Origin of the sequence: Pseudomonas tohonis, assembly GCF_012767755.2 — a bacterium.
GTDB classification, from domain to species: Bacteria; Pseudomonadota; Gammaproteobacteria; order Pseudomonadales; family Pseudomonadaceae; genus Metapseudomonas; species Metapseudomonas tohonis.
Genome location: NZ_AP023189.1, coordinates 6119159 through 6133046 on the forward strand (window position 1 = coordinate 6119159; position 13888 = coordinate 6133046).

The window sequence follows — 13888 nt, forward strand, 5'->3', positions numbered from 1 at the left end:
GGAGTGAGGGCACCCCGGCAACGCCGGGGCCGGATGCAGGGGCAAGCCTTTTTGGTTCCTTTTGGGGCGACTGCCAAAAGGAACTCGCCCGGCAAGGCGAAACAGGCGCTTTCCGCCAGGCACGGCAATCAGCCAGACGCCCACGTACTTCAAGGGGAAGCGCGCAATGTTTAAGCCCTGCGCCGTCATCCCCGTCTACAACCACGAGCACGCCCTGCCCCTGGTGGTCGACGCCCTGCGCCAGCACGGCCTGCCCTGCGTGCTGGTGGACGACGCCTCCAGCCCCGCCTGCGCCCAGGTGATGGACCAGCTGGCCACCCAGCCCGACGTCCACCTGGTGCGCCTGGCGGTGAACCAGGGCAAGGGCGGCGCCGTCATGGCCGGCCTGCGCGAAGCCGGCCGGCTGGGCTTCTCCCACGCCCTGCAGGTGGACGCCGACGGCCAGCACGACCTCGAAGACGTACAGCGCTTCCTCGCCGCCGCCGAAAACCGCCCGGGCGAGCTGATCTGCGGCTACCCGCAGTACGACGAGAGCGTGCCGAAAAGCCGCCTCTACGCCCGCTACCTGACCCACGTGTGGGTGTGGATCAACAGCCTGTCGCTGTCGATCCGCGACGGCATGTGCGGCTTCCGCGTCTACCCCCTGGCGCCAACCATCGCCCTGATCGATTCCACCCGCCTCGGCAAGCGCATGGATTTCGACCCGGAAGTCCTCGTGCGCCTGGCCTGGCGCAACCAGCCCATGCACTGGCTGCCGACCAAGGTGCACTACCCGCTGGACGGGCTCTCGCACTTCCGCCTGTTCCACGACAACGCGCTGATCTCCAAGATGCACGCCAAGCTGTTCTTCGGCATGCTCCTGCGCGCCCCACTGATCCTCTGGCGCAGGTGCCGGCCATGAGCGAAGGACACTGGGCACGCCAGGACGAGCGCGGCAGCTTCCTGCTGATGAAGTTCACCGCCCTGGCGGTGCGCCACCTGGGCCGGCGCGTGCTCAGCCCGCTGCTCTACGTCATCGTCTTCTACTTCTTCCTCTTCGGCACCAAGGCCCGGCGCAGTGCCCGGCGCTACCAGGCCAACCTCGCCGCCTGGAGCGGCCGCCCGGAGCTGGCGCCCACCCTCGGCTCGGTGTTCGCCCAGTTCATGGCTTTCGCCGACGCCCTGCTGGACAAGCTCGACATCTGGCGCGGCAAGCTGCCCCTGGAGCGCATCGAACTGGTGGACCCGACCGGCCTGCGCCAGCAGTTGCGCGGCGGGCGCGGCCAACTGCTGGTCGGCGCGCACCTGGGCAACCTGGAGGTGTGCCGCGCCCTGGCCGAGCTGGGCGAGAAGGTGCAGATGAACGTGCTGGTGCACACCCGCCACGCCGAACGCTTCAATCGCCTGCTGGGCGAGGCCGGCGCGAGCCACCTGCGGCTGATCCAGGTCAGCGAGCTGGACCCGGCGATCATGCTGCAATTGAGCGAACGCCTGGAGCGCGGCGAGTGGCTGGCTATCGCCGGCGACCGCGTGCCGCTGCACGGCGGGCGCACCACCCAGGTCGATTTCCTCGGCCACCCCGCCGCCTTTCCCCAGGGCCCCTGGCTGCTGGCCGGGCTGCTCAAGTGCCCGCTCAACCTGATGACCTGCCTGAAGATCGACGGCCGCTACAAGGTCTTCCTCGAACCCTTCGCCGAGCGCGTGCAATGGCGCCGCAGCGAGCGTGACGCGGTGATCGAAGGCTGGGTCCAACGCTATGCCCAGCGCCTCGGCGAGCTGTGCCTGAAGGCCCCCGAGCAATGGTTCAACTTCTACCCGTTCTGGAACGAACATGACGACACATCAGCCTGAACCCGTGGTCTTCGGCGAGCTGCCGCTGTCCATCGAGCAGGTCGTGGCCCTCTCCCAGCGCCGCGCCTCCGCCCTGCTGCAGGGCGACGCCGCCTGGCGCGAGCGCATCGCCAAGGGCGCGCGCTTCCTCGACACCCTGCTGGACAAGGAAGGCGTGATCTACGGCGTCACCACCGGCTACGGCGACTCCTGCGTGGTGGCCGTGCCGCTGGAGCAGGTCGAGGCCCTGCCGCGCCACCTGTTCACCTTCCACGGCTGCGGCCTGGGCAAGGTGCTGGACGAGGCCGCCACCCGCGCGGTGCTGGCGGCGCGCCTGCAGTCGCTGTGCCACGGCGTTTCCGGCGTACGCGTGGAGCTGCTGGAGCGCCTGCGGGCGTTCCTCGAGCACGACGTGCTGCCGGTGATCCCGGAGGAAGGCTCGGTGGGCGCCAGCGGCGACCTCACCCCGCTGTCCTACGTGGCCGCCACCCTCTCCGGCCAGCGCGAGGTGCTCTACCAGGGCCAGCGCCGCAGCGCCGCCGAGGTGCACGCCGAGCTGGGCTGGCAGCCCCTGGTGCTGCGCCCCAAGGAAGCCCTGGCGCTGATGAACGGCACCGCCGTGATGACCGCCCTGGCCTGCCTGGCCTACGCCCGCGCCGACTACCTGCTGCAACTGGCCACCCGCATCACCGCGCTCAACGTGGTGGCGCTGGAGGGCAACCCCGAGCATTTCGACGAGCGCCTGTTCGCCGCCAAGCCGCACCCGGGGCAGATGCAGGTGGCCGCCTGGCTGCGCCAGGACCTGGCCATCGACGCGCCGACCGCGCCGCTGCACCGCCTGCAGGACCGCTACTCGCTGCGCTGCGCGCCCCATGTGCTGGGCGTGCTGGCCGACAGCCTGGGCCTGTTGAGGCAGTTCATCGAAACCGAGCTGAACAGTGCCAACGACAACCCGCTGATCGACGCCGAGGCCGAGCGCGTCCTGCACGGCGGGCACTTCTACGGCGGCCACATCGCCTTCGCCATGGACAGCCTGAAGAACCTGGTGGGCAACGTCGCCGACCTGCTCGACCGCCAGCTCGCCCTGCTGGTGGACGTGCGCTACAACCACGGCCTGCCGAGCAACCTCTCCGGCGCGCCCCAGGCCACGGCGATGATCAACCACGGCTTCAAGGCCGTGCAGATCGGCGCCAGCGCCTGGACCGCCGAGGCACTGAAGAACACGATGCCGGCCAGCGTCTTCTCACGCTCCACCGAGTGCCACAACCAGGACAAGGTGAGCATGGGCACCATCGCCGCCCGCGACGCCCTGCGCAGCCTGGAGCTGACCGAGCAGGTGGCCGCCGCCACCCTGCTGGCCGCCAACCAGGGCGTCTGGCTGCGCCAGCGCGAGAACCCGCGCGCACTGCCCGAGCCGCTCACCGCCATGCACCGGCAACTGGCCGGGGACTTCCCGCCGGTGATCGAGGACCGCGCCCTGGAAGGCGAGCTGCGCCTGTGCCTGGAACGCATCCGCGCCCGCCACTGGAGGCTCTATGCGTAGCGCCGGGGTGATCCAGGCCGAGGTCGAGATCCTCGTGCCCTTCTTCGACGTCGACATGATGGAAGTGGTCTGGCACGGCCACTACGTCAAGTACCTGGAAGTGGCCCGTTGCGCCCTGCTCGACAAGCTCGACCACAACTACTCGCAGATGCGTGACGCCGGCTACGCCTGGCCCATCATCGACCTGCAGCTGCGCTACATCCGTGGCGCCCGCTTCGGCCAGAAGATCGTCGTGCGCGCCGACCTGGTGGAGTGGGAGAACCGCCTGAAGATCAACTACCTGATCACCGACGCCGCCACCGGCGAACGCCTGACCCGGGGCAGCAGCGTGCAGGTGGCGGTGGAGATCGCCACCCGCGAGATGCTGCTGGCCTCGCCGAAAGTGTTCGTCGAAGCCGTGGAGCGGGCGCTGCCATGATCCGCCTGCGCGCCCTGCTGCTGGTGCCGGCCCTGCTGGCGAGTTCGCTCGCCCAGGCCTTCGACCTCGACCAGCTCGCCGCGCAACTGGGCAAGCCCGCCGTGGTGCGCGGCCCCTTCGTGCAGGAGAAACACCTGCGCGCCCTGCCCAGGCCGCTGACCAGCGAGGGGCGCTTCGTGCTCTCCCGCGAGCAGGGGCTGCTCTGGCTGCTGGAAAGGCCGCTGAAGCAGGACTACCGCATCGGCGCCGCCGGCATCGCCCGTCGCGTCGACGGCCAGTGGCAGGCCCAGCCCGGCCAGGACGTCGCCGCCCAGCAGAGCCGCCTGTTCCTCGCCGTGCTCAAGGGCGATCACCAGGGCCTGGCCCGCGACTTCCAGCTGCAGCTCAGCGGCGATGCCGCGCACTGGCAGCTGCAGCTGACGCCGAACTCCCTGCTGCTCAAGCAGATCTTCAGTGCCATCCGGATCGAGGGCGGCGCCCTGGTGGAGCGCATCGAGCTGCTCGAGACCCAGGGCGACAGCACCCTGCTGCGCCTGCCGGCGAGCGAAGCCGGCGATGCCCTCGCGGCCACGGAGGCGCGCGACCTTGCGCCCTGAACGCCTGCTGCCGCGCCTGTTCCTGCTGGGCCTCGTCGCCCTGCTGGCGCTGGCCGCCTGGCAATGGCGCAACGGCCCGCCGGTGGCCGCCGACATGCTCGCCCTGCTGCCCCAGGGCGCCGGTGATGCCTGGGTGCGACGTGCCGAGCAACGCATGCAGGAGCCGCTGAACCGCGAGGTCCTGCTGCTGGTAGGGCACACCGACGCCGCACGCGCCCGGACTCTGGCCCAGCGTATCGCCGAACGCTGGCAGCAGGAGCCGCGCTTCGAGCGCGTGCAGTGGAGCCTGCAGGCCGACCTGCCGGCCCTGCGCCAGCAACTGCTGGACAACCGCCTGGCGCTGCTGCCCCGGGCCGATCGGGCGCTGCTGGAGCAGGAACCCGGGCGCTTCATCGCCCAACGCGCGGAACGCCTGTTCGACCCCTTCTCCGCCGTCGCCCTGGTGCCGACCGAAAACGACTGGCTGGGCCTCGCCGGCCTCGCGCAGAAGGCACTGGTGCCCGCCAGCCGGGTGCAGGCCGACCTGGCCAGCGGCGCCCTGCAGGTGCAGGACGGCGATACCACCTGGGTGCTGCTGCGTGCCCGCACCCGGGAAGGCGCCTTCGACATGCAGGCACCGCCCTGGCTCGCAGGCGAAGTCGCCCGCGCCCGCCAGCACATCGAAGTCGATGGCGGTCGCCTGCTCGCCGCCAGCGGCCTGCTCCACGCCGCCGCCGGGCAGGCCAAGGCCGCCCGCGAGATCAGCCTGATCGGCGGTGGCGCCAGCCTCGGCACCCTGCTGCTGATGCTGCTGGTGTTCCGCCGCCCGCGCACCCTGCTCAGCCTGTTGCCGGTGGGCCTGGCCCTGGGCGCGGGCTGCACCGCCTGCGTGCTCGTGTTCGGCGAGATCAATGCACTGACCCTGGTGCTCGGCGCCAGCCTCACCGGTGTCGCCGCCGACTACCCGCTGCACTACCTGAGCAAGAGCTGGACCGGCCAGCCCTGGCGCGCCTGGCAGGCGGTGCGCGAGACCCTGCCGGGCCTCAGCCTGAGCCTGGGCACCAACCTGATCGGCTACCTGGCCCTGGCCTTCACCCCCTTCCCGGCACTGACCCAGATCGCGGTGTTCTCCGCCGCCGGCCTGGTCACCGCCTACCTCTGCTCGGTGTGCCTGCTGCCGGCGCTGCTGGGCAGCCTGCGCCTGGCACCGCCTCGCGCACCGCTGCGCCTGGCCGAGCGCCTGCTGGAGCGCCGCGAGCGCCTGCTGGCACGCACCGGCAGCCTGCCCTGGCTGCTCGCCCTGCTGGCCTTCAGCGCCGCCGGCCTGTGGCAGGTGCAGCCGCAGAACGACCTGCGCCAGTGGCTCGGTGCCGAGCCGCGCCTGCTCGACGAGGCCCGCGAGATCGCCCGCCTCACCGGCCTGCAGCCCACCAGCCAGTTCTTCCTGGTGCGCGGCGACAGCCAGGACCAGATGCTCCAGCGCCAGGCCGAGCTGGCCGAGCGCCTCGACCGCGCCGTGGCCGACGGCAACCTGCAGGGCTACCGCGCCCTCAGCCAGCTGGTGCCGCCCGGCACCGAGCGCCAGGCCCTGCGTGAAGCCCTGGCGCGCCTGCCGCAACACTGGCAGCCATTGCTGGCGCTCGGCATCCCCGCCCAAGCGCTGGAGAACGAGATCGCCCAGCTGCGCGCGCAGCCCGAGCAGGACCTCGACACGGCCCTGGCCGGCACCCTGGGCGAGGCCTGGCGCCCGCTCTGGCTGGGCGTCGACACCCAGGGCCGCGCGGCAGGCATCGTCAGCCTGCAGGGCCTGGCCTCGCCCATGCTGATGGCCGACGCCGCCGAGGACCTGGAAGGCGTGCAGCTGGTCGACCGCATCGGCGAGCTGAACCGCCTGTTCGCCGCCACCCAGCTCAGCGCTGCAGAACTCAAGCTGGCGTCCTGCCTGGCCATCCTCCTCCTGCTGTGCATCCCCTTCGGCTTCGGCGGTTCGCTGCGCATCGTGGCGCTGCCGCTGCTGGCGGCGCTGGCCGCCCTGGCGAGCCTCGGCTGGCTGGGCCAGCCGCTGACCCTGTTCAGCCTGTTCGGCCTGCTGCTGGTCACCGCCATAGGCGTGGACTACGCGATCCTCATGCGCGAGGCGATCGGCGGCGCGGCGGTGAGCCTGCTGGGCACGCTGCTGTCGGGCCTGACCAGCTGGCTGTCCTTCGGCCTGCTGCTGCTGAGCCAGACCCCGGCCATCGCCAACTTCGGCCTGACCATCAGCCTCGGGCTGTTCTTCTGCTTCCTGCTCGCCCCCTGGGCGCAGGCCGCGCCACAGCAGGGCAAGGAAGTGCCGGCATGAGCGTCGTCGTGTTCTGGATCGGCCTGCTGGCCCTGTTCGCCCTGGCCACCTGGCTGGGTCGCAGGCTCGGCCTGATCCCCATCGTCAGCCAGCTGTTGCTGGCCAGCTTCGGCCTGCCGCTGGTGATGCTCTGGCTGGCCGCGCCGGTGGGCCTGGACAACGCCCAGGTGCTGGCCGCGCCCTGGCTCAAGCCGCTGTACGGCGTGGCCTTCACCCTGCTGCTGGGGCACATCCTCAGCGATGTGATCGACCTGCGCCTGGAAGCGGCCAGCGTGAAGATCGCCCTGCCGAGCTTCTTCCTGCCGTTCTTCTGCGGCCTGGGCTGTGCCCTCTGGCTGCTGCCCGCCGACGGCCTGCTCTCGGCCATCGCCGTGGGCCTGCTGTTCGCCCTGACGGCGATCCCGGTGCTGTTCCTCTACCTGCGCCACCTGGGCTACGCCGAGGCGTCCATCCGCCGACTGCTGCAGGCGGCGATCCTGATGGACCTGATGTGCTGGAGCATCTTCGGCCTGGCCCAGGGCAGCGCCGCGCCCGGCGCCCTGCTCTGGCCGCTGCTGGCCGCCCTGCTGCCCCTGGCGCTGCACCTGGCGCGGGTGCGGGCGCCGCTGGCCTACAGCCTGGCCTTCTTCGCGCTGCTGCTGACGCTGCAGCAGCTCAAGCTCAACGCCCTGGTGTTCGGCATCGCCTACCTGCTGGTGATGGCCCTGCTGCGCGTGCCGTTCCGCCTGCCGTTGCCGGTGCGCGTCTTCCACGGCGTGCAGGTGTGGCTGGCGGTGCCGCTGATCCTCGCCTTCGGCCTGCTGCAGATCGACTGGCACACGGCCTGGCAGAACTATTCCTGGCTGCAGTTCGGCGCCCTGCTGGTGTTGCCCATCGTCAGCAAGCTGGCGGGCAACTGGCTGGGCCTGTCCTGGGCCGAGGGCCGCCTGGCGGCCAGCCCGGTGAAGTGGCGCGAGACCGTGCTGCTCAACACCCGCGGCCTGACCGAGATCGTCTTCCTCAACCTTCTGTTCCAGCAGCACATCATCAGCGCGCAGCTGTACTTCGCGCTGATGCTGATGGGACTGATCGCCACCCTGTTGCCGGCCCTGACGCGCAGAGCGCACGTGGTCGCCACCCCCGCCCCGGAAAGGAGTCCCCATGAAGCCCATTGAAATCCAGCAGCGCCAGGTCGTGGTCATCGGTGCCGGCCCCTCCGGCGCCATCGCCGCCGCCCTGCTCAAGCGCAAGGGCCACGATGTGCTGATCCTCGAGCGCCAGCGCTTCCCGCGCTTCTCCATCGGCGAGAGCCTGCTGTCCCATTGCCTGGACTTCATCGAGGAAGCGGGGATGCTCGAAGCGGTCATGGCCGCCGGCTTCCAGATCAAGCACGGCGCGGCCTTCGCCTGGGGCGGGCGCTACACCGCCTTCGATTTCCGCGACAAGTTCACCCCCGGCAAAGGCACCACCTTCCAGGTACAGCGGGCCGACTTCGACAAGCTGCTGGCCGACCAGGCCGAGCTGCAGGGCGTGGAGATCCGCTACGAGGAGGAGATCATCGCCGCCGACTTCTCCAGCGACTGCCCGCGCCTGACCGTGCAGCGCCTGGACGGCAGCCAGTACCAGGTGGAGACCGCCTTCGTCCTCGACGGCAGCGGCTACGGCCGGGTGCTGCCGCGCCTGCTGGACCTGGAGGCGCCGTCCAGCTTCCCGGTGCGCCAGGCGGTGTTCACCCATATCGAGGACCGCATCGACGATGCCGGCTTCGACCGCGAGAAGATCCTCATCAGCATCCACCCCGAGCACCGTGACATCTGGTTCTGGCTGATCCCCTTCAGCAACGGCCGCTGCTCCCTGGGCGTGGTGGGCGAAGCCGGCCGCTATGCGGGCCGCCCCGAGGACCTGGATGCCTGCCTCAAGGGCTTCATCGCCGAGACGCCGAACCTGCGCCGCCTGCTGGCCAATGCCGTGTGGGACACCCCGGCCCGCGCCCTGGGCGGCTACTCGGCCAACGTGAAGGCCTTGCACGGCCCGGGCTTCGCCCTGCTGGGCAACGCGGCCGAGTTCCTCGACCCGGTGTTCTCCTCCGGCGTGACCATCGCCATGCGCTCGGCGAGCATGGCCGCGGCGGTGCTCGACCGGCAGCTGAACGGCGAACAGGTGGACTGGGAGAGCGAGTTCGCCACGCCGCTGAAGAAGGGCGTGGACACCTTCCGTGCCTACGTCGAGGGCTGGTACGAGGGCAGCTTCCAGGACGTGATCTTCCATGAGGGCGGGTCGCCGGAAATCCGCGGGATGATCTGCTCGATCCTCGCCGGCTACGCCTGGGACACGCGCAACCCCTTCGTCGCCGAGCCCAAGCGCCGCCTGCGCATGATCAGCGAATTCTGCGCCACGGAATGAGGGAGCCGACCATGGAACGCGCCGCCGCCACCTACGTCGAGGAGACCCGCTTCGGCTTCTGGTTCCTGCAGAGCCACACCTGGCAGCACCACGTGCTGCGCGTGGCGATCAACGACCTCAGGGGCCTGTTCAGCGAGCCGTTGCCGGAGGCGCCGGTGCTGCTGGACGCCGGCTGCGGCCAGGGCAAGTCCTTCCGCCTGCTGGCGGACGCCTTCGCCCCGGCGCGGATGATCGGCCTGGACGCCGACCCGCACAGCCTCGACTGCTCCCGCGCCGAGGCCGAGCGCCTGGGCCTGGAGGTGCAGCTGGTGAGCAGCGACTGCGCCGCGATCGCCCTGCCGGACGCCAGCGTCGACCTCCTCTTCTGCCACCAGACCTTCCACCACCTGGTGGAGCAGGAGCGCGCCCTGGCCGAGTTCTGGCGGGTGCTGAAGCCGGGCGGCTACCTGCTGTTCGCCGAATCCACGCGCTACTACATCGACACCTGGGTGATCCGCTGGCTGTTCCGCCATCCGATGCACGTGCAGCGCACCGCCGAGCAGTACCTGGAGATGCTGCGCGGCCAGGGCTTCGTCTTCGAAGCGCGCAATGTGTCCTACCCCTACCTGTGGTGGAGCCGCTCCGCCGACTTCGGCCTGCTGGAGCGCTGGGGGCTGCGCAACCCGCCGCCGCCCGGCCAGCGCAACGAGACCCTGGTCAACGCCGTGGCGCGCAAGCCGCTGGAGAATGACGGTCGATGAAGCGCCTGCTGCTCGCCGGCCTGTGCCTGCTGCTCGCCGCCTGTGCGGCGCGTACGCCGGTGCCCGAACGACCGCCACGGCTGGACCTGCCGCAATCCCTGCAGGTGCAGCGCCAGGCGCAGGGCGAGACCCGCGACTGGCTGCTGGTGGTGCAGGCCGAGGGGCCGGCGTTGCGCTGGTCGCTGTTCGACCCGCTGGGGGTGCCCCTGTCGCGCCAGGTGCTGGAGGACGGCTCCTGGCGCAACGACGGCCTGCTGCCGCCCAACGACGAGGCCCGCGAACTCTTCGCCGCGCTGCTCTATGCCCTGGCCCCGGCCGAGGCATTGCAGCCGGCCTACGCCGGTATCGAGCAACGCATCGCCACCGATGGCCGGCGCGAGCTGGCCGGACGCTGGAGCATCGCCTACCGCGCGCCGCTGGACTTCGACCTGCAGCGCCGCGACGGCCCGCACTACCGAATCACCGCTCTCGACGAGGAACCCCGATGATCGCCAATCTCAATGCCCTGGGCCTGGTCTGCGCCCTGGGCCAGGGCAAGCAGGCGGTGGCCGACGCGCTGTTCGCCGGCGACGCATCGGGCATGCGCCGCCAGGCCGGCTGGGTCGCGGGACGCGAACTGAGCATCGGGGCGGTGCCCGGCGAGCTGCCGGCCATGCCCGCCGGCCTGGAGGCCTGCCAGAGCCGCAACAACCAGTTGCTGCTGGCCGCCGCGCTGGAGATCGAGCCGCAGTTGCGTGCCGCCATCGAGCGCCATGGCCTGGACCGCGTGGGCATCGTCCTCGGTACCAGCACCTCGGGCATCCAGGAAGCCAGCGAAGGCATTGGCGAACACCTGCGCACCGGCACCCTGCCGGATGACTACCGCTACCCGCAGCAGGAGCTGGCCGCCCCGGCCGCCTTCCTCGCCGCCTGGCTGGGCACGCGCGGCCCGGCCTATTGCATCTCCACCGCCTGCACCTCCAGCGCCCGCGCCCTGCTCAGCGCACGCCGGCTTCTGGCACTCGGCGTGTGCGACGCGGTGATCTGCGGCGGCGTGGATTCGCTCTGCGGCCTCACCCTCAATGGGTTCAGCGCGCTGGAAGCGGTCTCCGCCGAGCCCTGCAACCCGCTGTCGCGCAACCGCAACGGCATCAACATCGGCGAAGGCGCGGCGCTGTTCCTGCTCGACCGCGAGCCGGGACCCATCGCCCTGCTGGGTGCCGGCGCCTGCTCCGACGCGCACCACATCTCGGCCCCGGAGCCCGCAGGCGTCGGGGCCCAGCGCGCCATGCGCCTGGCCCTGGCCGACGCCGGGACCAACGCCGAAGGCATCCACTACCTGAACCTGCATGGCACCGCCACGGTGCACAACGACGCCATGGAGAGCCATGCCACCGCCGCGCTGTTCCCCGCCGGGCTGCCGGTGTCGTCCACCAAGCCGCTGACCGGCCATACCCTGGGCGCCGCCGGTGCGCTGGAGGCCGCCTTCTGCTGGCTGGCGCTGAGCGGGCACAACCGCGACCGCCTGCTGCCGCCGCACCTGTGGGACGGCGAGGCCGACCCCGAGCTGCCCGCGTTGGAGCCGGCGCACCGTGGCCGCGCCCTGGAGCCATCCTCGGGCCGCCGCCTGATGAGCAATTCGTTCGCCTTCGGCGGCAGCAACATCAGCCTGATCATCGGAGATGCGCCATGAACGACTGGCCGATTGCCGAGCTGGTCCCCCATGCCGGGGACATGATCCTCATCGACCGCGTCCTGCGCTTCGGCGACGAGGACGTGGAAACCCTCGCCACCGTGCGCCCCGGGCTGTTCAGCCAGGACGACGGCAGCCTGCCGGCCTGGGTCGGCGTGGAGCTGATGGCCCAGAGCATCGCCGCCTACGCCGGCTGCCAGGCGCGCCAGGCGGGGCTTCCCGTGGAGCTGGGCTTCCTGCTCGGCACCCGCAACTATCAATGCGACGTCGACCGCTTCCCGGCCGGCGCCGAGCTGCACATCAGCGCCACCCGCACGCTGCAGGACGACAACGGCATGGGCGTGTTCGAATGCCGCCTGGAAGGGCCGGGCCTCACGGCCTTCGCCCGCCTCAACGTCTTCCGTCCGCCGCAGGTGGCCAGTTACCTGGAGGAACCCCAACCATGAGCGAGACCATCCTGGTCACCGGCTCCAGCCGTGGCATCGGCCGCGCCATCGCCCTGCGCCTGGCGCGCGCCGGCTTCGACCTGGTGCTGCATTGCCGCTCGCGCCGCGACGAAGCCGACGCGGTGAAGGCCGAGATCCAAACCCTGGGCCGCAGCGCCCGGGTGCTGCAGTTCGATGTCTCCGACCGCGCCGCCTGCCGCGAGCAGCTGGAGGCCGACGTGGAAGCCCATGGCGCCTACTACGGCGTGGTGTGCAACGCCGGCCTGACCCGCGACGGCGCCTTCCCGGCCCTCAGCGAGGACGACTGGGACAGCGTGCTGCGCACCAACCTGGACGGTTTCTACAACGTGCTGCACCCGCTGTGCATGCCGATGATCCGCCGCCGCAAGCCGGGACGCATCGTCTGCATCACCTCGGTCTCGGGCCTGATCGGCAACCGTGGCCAGGTCAACTACAGCGCGTCCAAGGCCGGCGTGATCGGTGCGGCCAAGGCCCTGGCCATCGAGCTGGGCAAGCGCCGCATCACGGTCAACTGCGTGGCCCCGGGGCTGATCGATACCGAGATACTCGACGAGCAGGTGCCGGTGGAGGAGATCCTCAAGATGGTCCCGGCGCAGCGCATGGGCACGCCGGAAGAAGTGGCCGGCGCCGTGAATTTCCTGATGTCCGAGGAGGCGGGGTACATCACCCGCCAGGTCCTCGCTGTGAATGGTGGGTTGTGCTGATGAAACGCGTCGTCATTACCGGCATGGCCGGCGTCACCTCCCTGGGCAACGACTGGGCCGGCATCTCGGCCAACTTCCTGGGCAACCGCAGCGGCATCCGCCGCATGGACGAGTGGGACCGCTTCACCGAGCTGAACACCCGCCTGGCCGGCCCCATCGATGATTTCGCCACGCCCTCGCACTGGACGCGCAAGCAGATGCGCAGCATGGGTCGCGTCTCCAAGCTGGCGGTCTACGCGGCGGAGCGGGCGCTGGCCGACGCGGGGCTGGCGGGTGAGGCGATGATCAAGGACGGGCGCATGGGCGTGGCCTGTGGCTCGTCCACCGGCAGCACCGACGAGATCAAGGCCTTCGGCAACATGCTGCTGAACTCGGTGGCGGACGGCCTCAACGCCAACTCCTACGTGCGCATGATGCCGCACACGGCAGCGGCCAATATCAGCATCTTCTTCGGCCTCAAGGGCCGCCTGATCCCCACCTCCAGCGCCTGCACCAGCGGCAGCCAGGGCATCGGCTACGCCTATGAGGCGATCAAGTTCGGCCGCCTGCCGATGATGCTCGCCGGCGGCGCCGAGGAGCTCTGCCCCACCGAGGCGATGGTGTTCGATGCGCTCTACGCCACCAGCCTGAAGAACGACGCCCCGCACACCTCGCCGCGTCCCTACGACAGCGGCCGCGACGGCCTGGTGATCGGCGAAGGCGCCGGCATCCTGGTGCTGGAGGAGCTGGAGCATGCCCTGGCCCGGGGCGCGAAGATCCACGCCGAGATCGTCGGCTTCGGCTGCAACGCCGATGGCCAGCACACCACCAAGCCGGAGCAGGCGACCATGCGCGGGGCGATGGAGCTGGCCCTGGCCGACGCCGGCCTGGCACCGGAGGCCATCGGCTACGTCAACGGCCACGGCACCGCCACCGAGCAGGGCGACGTGGCGGAGACGCTCGCCACCAGCAGCCTGTTCGGCGCGCGCATGCCCATCAGCTCGCAGAAGAGCTTTCTCGGCCACACCCTGGGCGCCTGCGGCGCGCTGGAGTCCTGGTTCAGCATCGAGATGATGAACAGCGACCAGTACATCCACACCCTCAACCTCGATGCCGTGGACCCGGCCTGCGGCGAGCTCGACTACCTGCGTGGCGAGCCCCGGCAGATGAGCAACGAATACGTGATGAACAACAACTTCGCCTTCGGTGGGGTCAACACCTCGTTGATCTTCCGTCGCTGGCGCTGACTTCCAAGCCC

Annotated in this window: 14 protein-coding genes; all 14 read left to right on the forward strand. The window is 70.6% G+C overall.

Translation table 11 applies throughout. The features are described 5' to 3' along the window. Positions 1–166: 166 nt before the first annotated feature. Genes HSX14_RS28050 through HSX14_RS28115 form a run of 14 tightly spaced genes read left to right on the forward strand, consistent with a single transcriptional unit; the run spans position 167 to position 13877 of the window. Entirely contained in the window at positions 167–901 is a 735-nt protein-coding gene (locus HSX14_RS28050) for a glycosyltransferase family 2 protein (RefSeq protein WP_173171217.1), read from the forward strand. Beyond that, a complete protein-coding gene (locus HSX14_RS28055) occupies positions 898–1830 on the forward strand; it encodes a lysophospholipid acyltransferase family protein (RefSeq protein WP_173171215.1) in 933 nt (310 codons plus the stop codon). The genes HSX14_RS28050 and HSX14_RS28055 overlap by 4 nt, the downstream gene beginning before the upstream one ends. Next, positions 1811–3352, forward strand: a complete 1542-nt coding sequence (locus HSX14_RS28060) for an HAL/PAL/TAL family ammonia-lyase (RefSeq protein ID WP_173171213.1) — start codon at positions 1811–1813, stop codon at positions 3350–3352. Before HSX14_RS28055 ends, HSX14_RS28060 begins: the two co-directional genes overlap by 20 nt. Further along, positions 3345–3770 (forward strand): acyl-CoA thioesterase, encoded by a 426-nt coding sequence (locus tag HSX14_RS28065; RefSeq protein WP_173171211.1) that lies wholly within the window; start codon positions 3345–3347, stop codon positions 3768–3770. Before HSX14_RS28060 ends, HSX14_RS28065 begins: the two co-directional genes overlap by 8 nt. Continuing rightward, complete coding sequence (locus tag HSX14_RS28070; protein WP_173171209.1) at positions 3767–4366, forward strand: outer membrane lipoprotein carrier protein LolA; 600 nt, start codon at positions 3767–3769, stop codon at positions 4364–4366. The genes HSX14_RS28065 and HSX14_RS28070 overlap by 4 nt, the downstream gene beginning before the upstream one ends. Next, positions 4356–6686, forward strand: a complete 2331-nt coding sequence (locus HSX14_RS28075) for an MMPL family transporter (protein WP_173171207.1) — start codon at positions 4356–4358, stop codon at positions 6684–6686. Before HSX14_RS28070 ends, HSX14_RS28075 begins: the two co-directional genes overlap by 11 nt. Further along, positions 6683–7840: a cation:proton antiporter gene (locus tag HSX14_RS28080; protein WP_173171205.1), complete on the forward strand. Its 1158-nt coding sequence runs from the start codon at positions 6683–6685 to the stop codon at positions 7838–7840. Before HSX14_RS28075 ends, HSX14_RS28080 begins: the two co-directional genes overlap by 4 nt. Next, positions 7827–9068, forward strand: a complete 1242-nt coding sequence (locus tag HSX14_RS28085) for an NAD(P)/FAD-dependent oxidoreductase (RefSeq protein ID WP_173171203.1) — start codon at positions 7827–7829, stop codon at positions 9066–9068. The genes HSX14_RS28080 and HSX14_RS28085 overlap by 14 nt, the downstream gene beginning before the upstream one ends. An 11-nt stretch (positions 9069–9079) precedes the next feature. Further along, entirely contained in the window at positions 9080–9808 is a 729-nt protein-coding gene (locus HSX14_RS28090) for a class I SAM-dependent methyltransferase (RefSeq protein WP_173171201.1), read from the forward strand. Continuing rightward, a complete protein-coding gene (locus tag HSX14_RS28095; RefSeq protein ID WP_173171199.1) occupies positions 9805–10296 on the forward strand; it encodes a DUF3261 domain-containing protein in 492 nt (163 codons plus the stop codon). Before HSX14_RS28090 ends, HSX14_RS28095 begins: the two co-directional genes overlap by 4 nt. After that, a complete protein-coding gene (locus HSX14_RS28100) occupies positions 10293–11480 on the forward strand; it encodes a beta-ketoacyl-ACP synthase (protein ID WP_173171197.1) in 1188 nt (395 codons plus the stop codon). Before HSX14_RS28095 ends, HSX14_RS28100 begins: the two co-directional genes overlap by 4 nt. Next, positions 11477–11926 carry a hotdog family protein gene (locus HSX14_RS28105; RefSeq protein WP_173171195.1) on the forward strand — a complete coding sequence of 150 codons (450 nt, stop codon included), beginning with the start codon at positions 11477–11479 and terminating at the stop codon, positions 11924–11926. Before HSX14_RS28100 ends, HSX14_RS28105 begins: the two co-directional genes overlap by 4 nt. Further along, positions 11923–12651, forward strand: a complete 729-nt coding sequence (fabG, locus tag HSX14_RS28110; protein WP_173171193.1) for a 3-oxoacyl-ACP reductase FabG — start codon at positions 11923–11925, stop codon at positions 12649–12651. The genes HSX14_RS28105 and fabG overlap by 4 nt, the downstream gene beginning before the upstream one ends. Further along, on the forward strand, positions 12651–13877 hold the full coding sequence (locus HSX14_RS28115; protein ID WP_173171188.1) for a beta-ketoacyl-ACP synthase: 1227 nt from the start codon (positions 12651–12653) through the stop codon (positions 13875–13877). The genes fabG and HSX14_RS28115 overlap by 1 nt, the downstream gene beginning before the upstream one ends. The last annotated feature ends 11 nt before the right edge of the window (positions 13878–13888 follow it).

What these genes read in the sequence shown, in the direction of transcription:
- fabG (WP_173171193.1), top strand. Translation starts at nt 11,923, where the DNA reads ATGAGCGAGACCATCCTGGTCACCGGCTCCAGCCGTGGCATCGGCCGC.
- HSX14_RS28065 (WP_173171211.1), top strand. Translation starts at nt 3,345, where the DNA reads ATGCGTAGCGCCGGGGTGATCCAGGCCGAGGTCGAGATCCTCGTGCCC.
- HSX14_RS28090 (WP_173171201.1), top strand. Translation starts at nt 9,080, where the DNA reads ATGGAACGCGCCGCCGCCACCTACGTCGAGGAGACCCGCTTCGGCTTC.
- HSX14_RS28070 (WP_173171209.1), top strand. Translation starts at nt 3,767, where the DNA reads ATGATCCGCCTGCGCGCCCTGCTGCTGGTGCCGGCCCTGCTGGCGAGT.
- HSX14_RS28080 (WP_173171205.1), top strand. Translation starts at nt 6,683, where the DNA reads ATGAGCGTCGTCGTGTTCTGGATCGGCCTGCTGGCCCTGTTCGCCCTG.
- HSX14_RS28115 (WP_173171188.1), top strand. Translation starts at nt 12,651, where the DNA reads ATGAAACGCGTCGTCATTACCGGCATGGCCGGCGTCACCTCCCTGGGC.
- HSX14_RS28050 (WP_173171217.1), top strand. Translation starts at nt 167, where the DNA reads ATGTTTAAGCCCTGCGCCGTCATCCCCGTCTACAACCACGAGCACGCC.
- HSX14_RS28105 (WP_173171195.1), top strand. Translation starts at nt 11,477, where the DNA reads ATGAACGACTGGCCGATTGCCGAGCTGGTCCCCCATGCCGGGGACATG.
- HSX14_RS28100 (WP_173171197.1), top strand. Translation starts at nt 10,293, where the DNA reads ATGATCGCCAATCTCAATGCCCTGGGCCTGGTCTGCGCCCTGGGCCAG.
- HSX14_RS28055 (WP_173171215.1), top strand. Translation starts at nt 898, where the DNA reads ATGAGCGAAGGACACTGGGCACGCCAGGACGAGCGCGGCAGCTTCCTG.
- HSX14_RS28085 (WP_173171203.1), top strand. Translation starts at nt 7,827, where the DNA reads ATGAAGCCCATTGAAATCCAGCAGCGCCAGGTCGTGGTCATCGGTGCC.
- HSX14_RS28095 (WP_173171199.1), top strand. Translation starts at nt 9,805, where the DNA reads ATGAAGCGCCTGCTGCTCGCCGGCCTGTGCCTGCTGCTCGCCGCCTGT.
- HSX14_RS28060 (WP_173171213.1), top strand. Translation starts at nt 1,811, where the DNA reads ATGACGACACATCAGCCTGAACCCGTGGTCTTCGGCGAGCTGCCGCTG.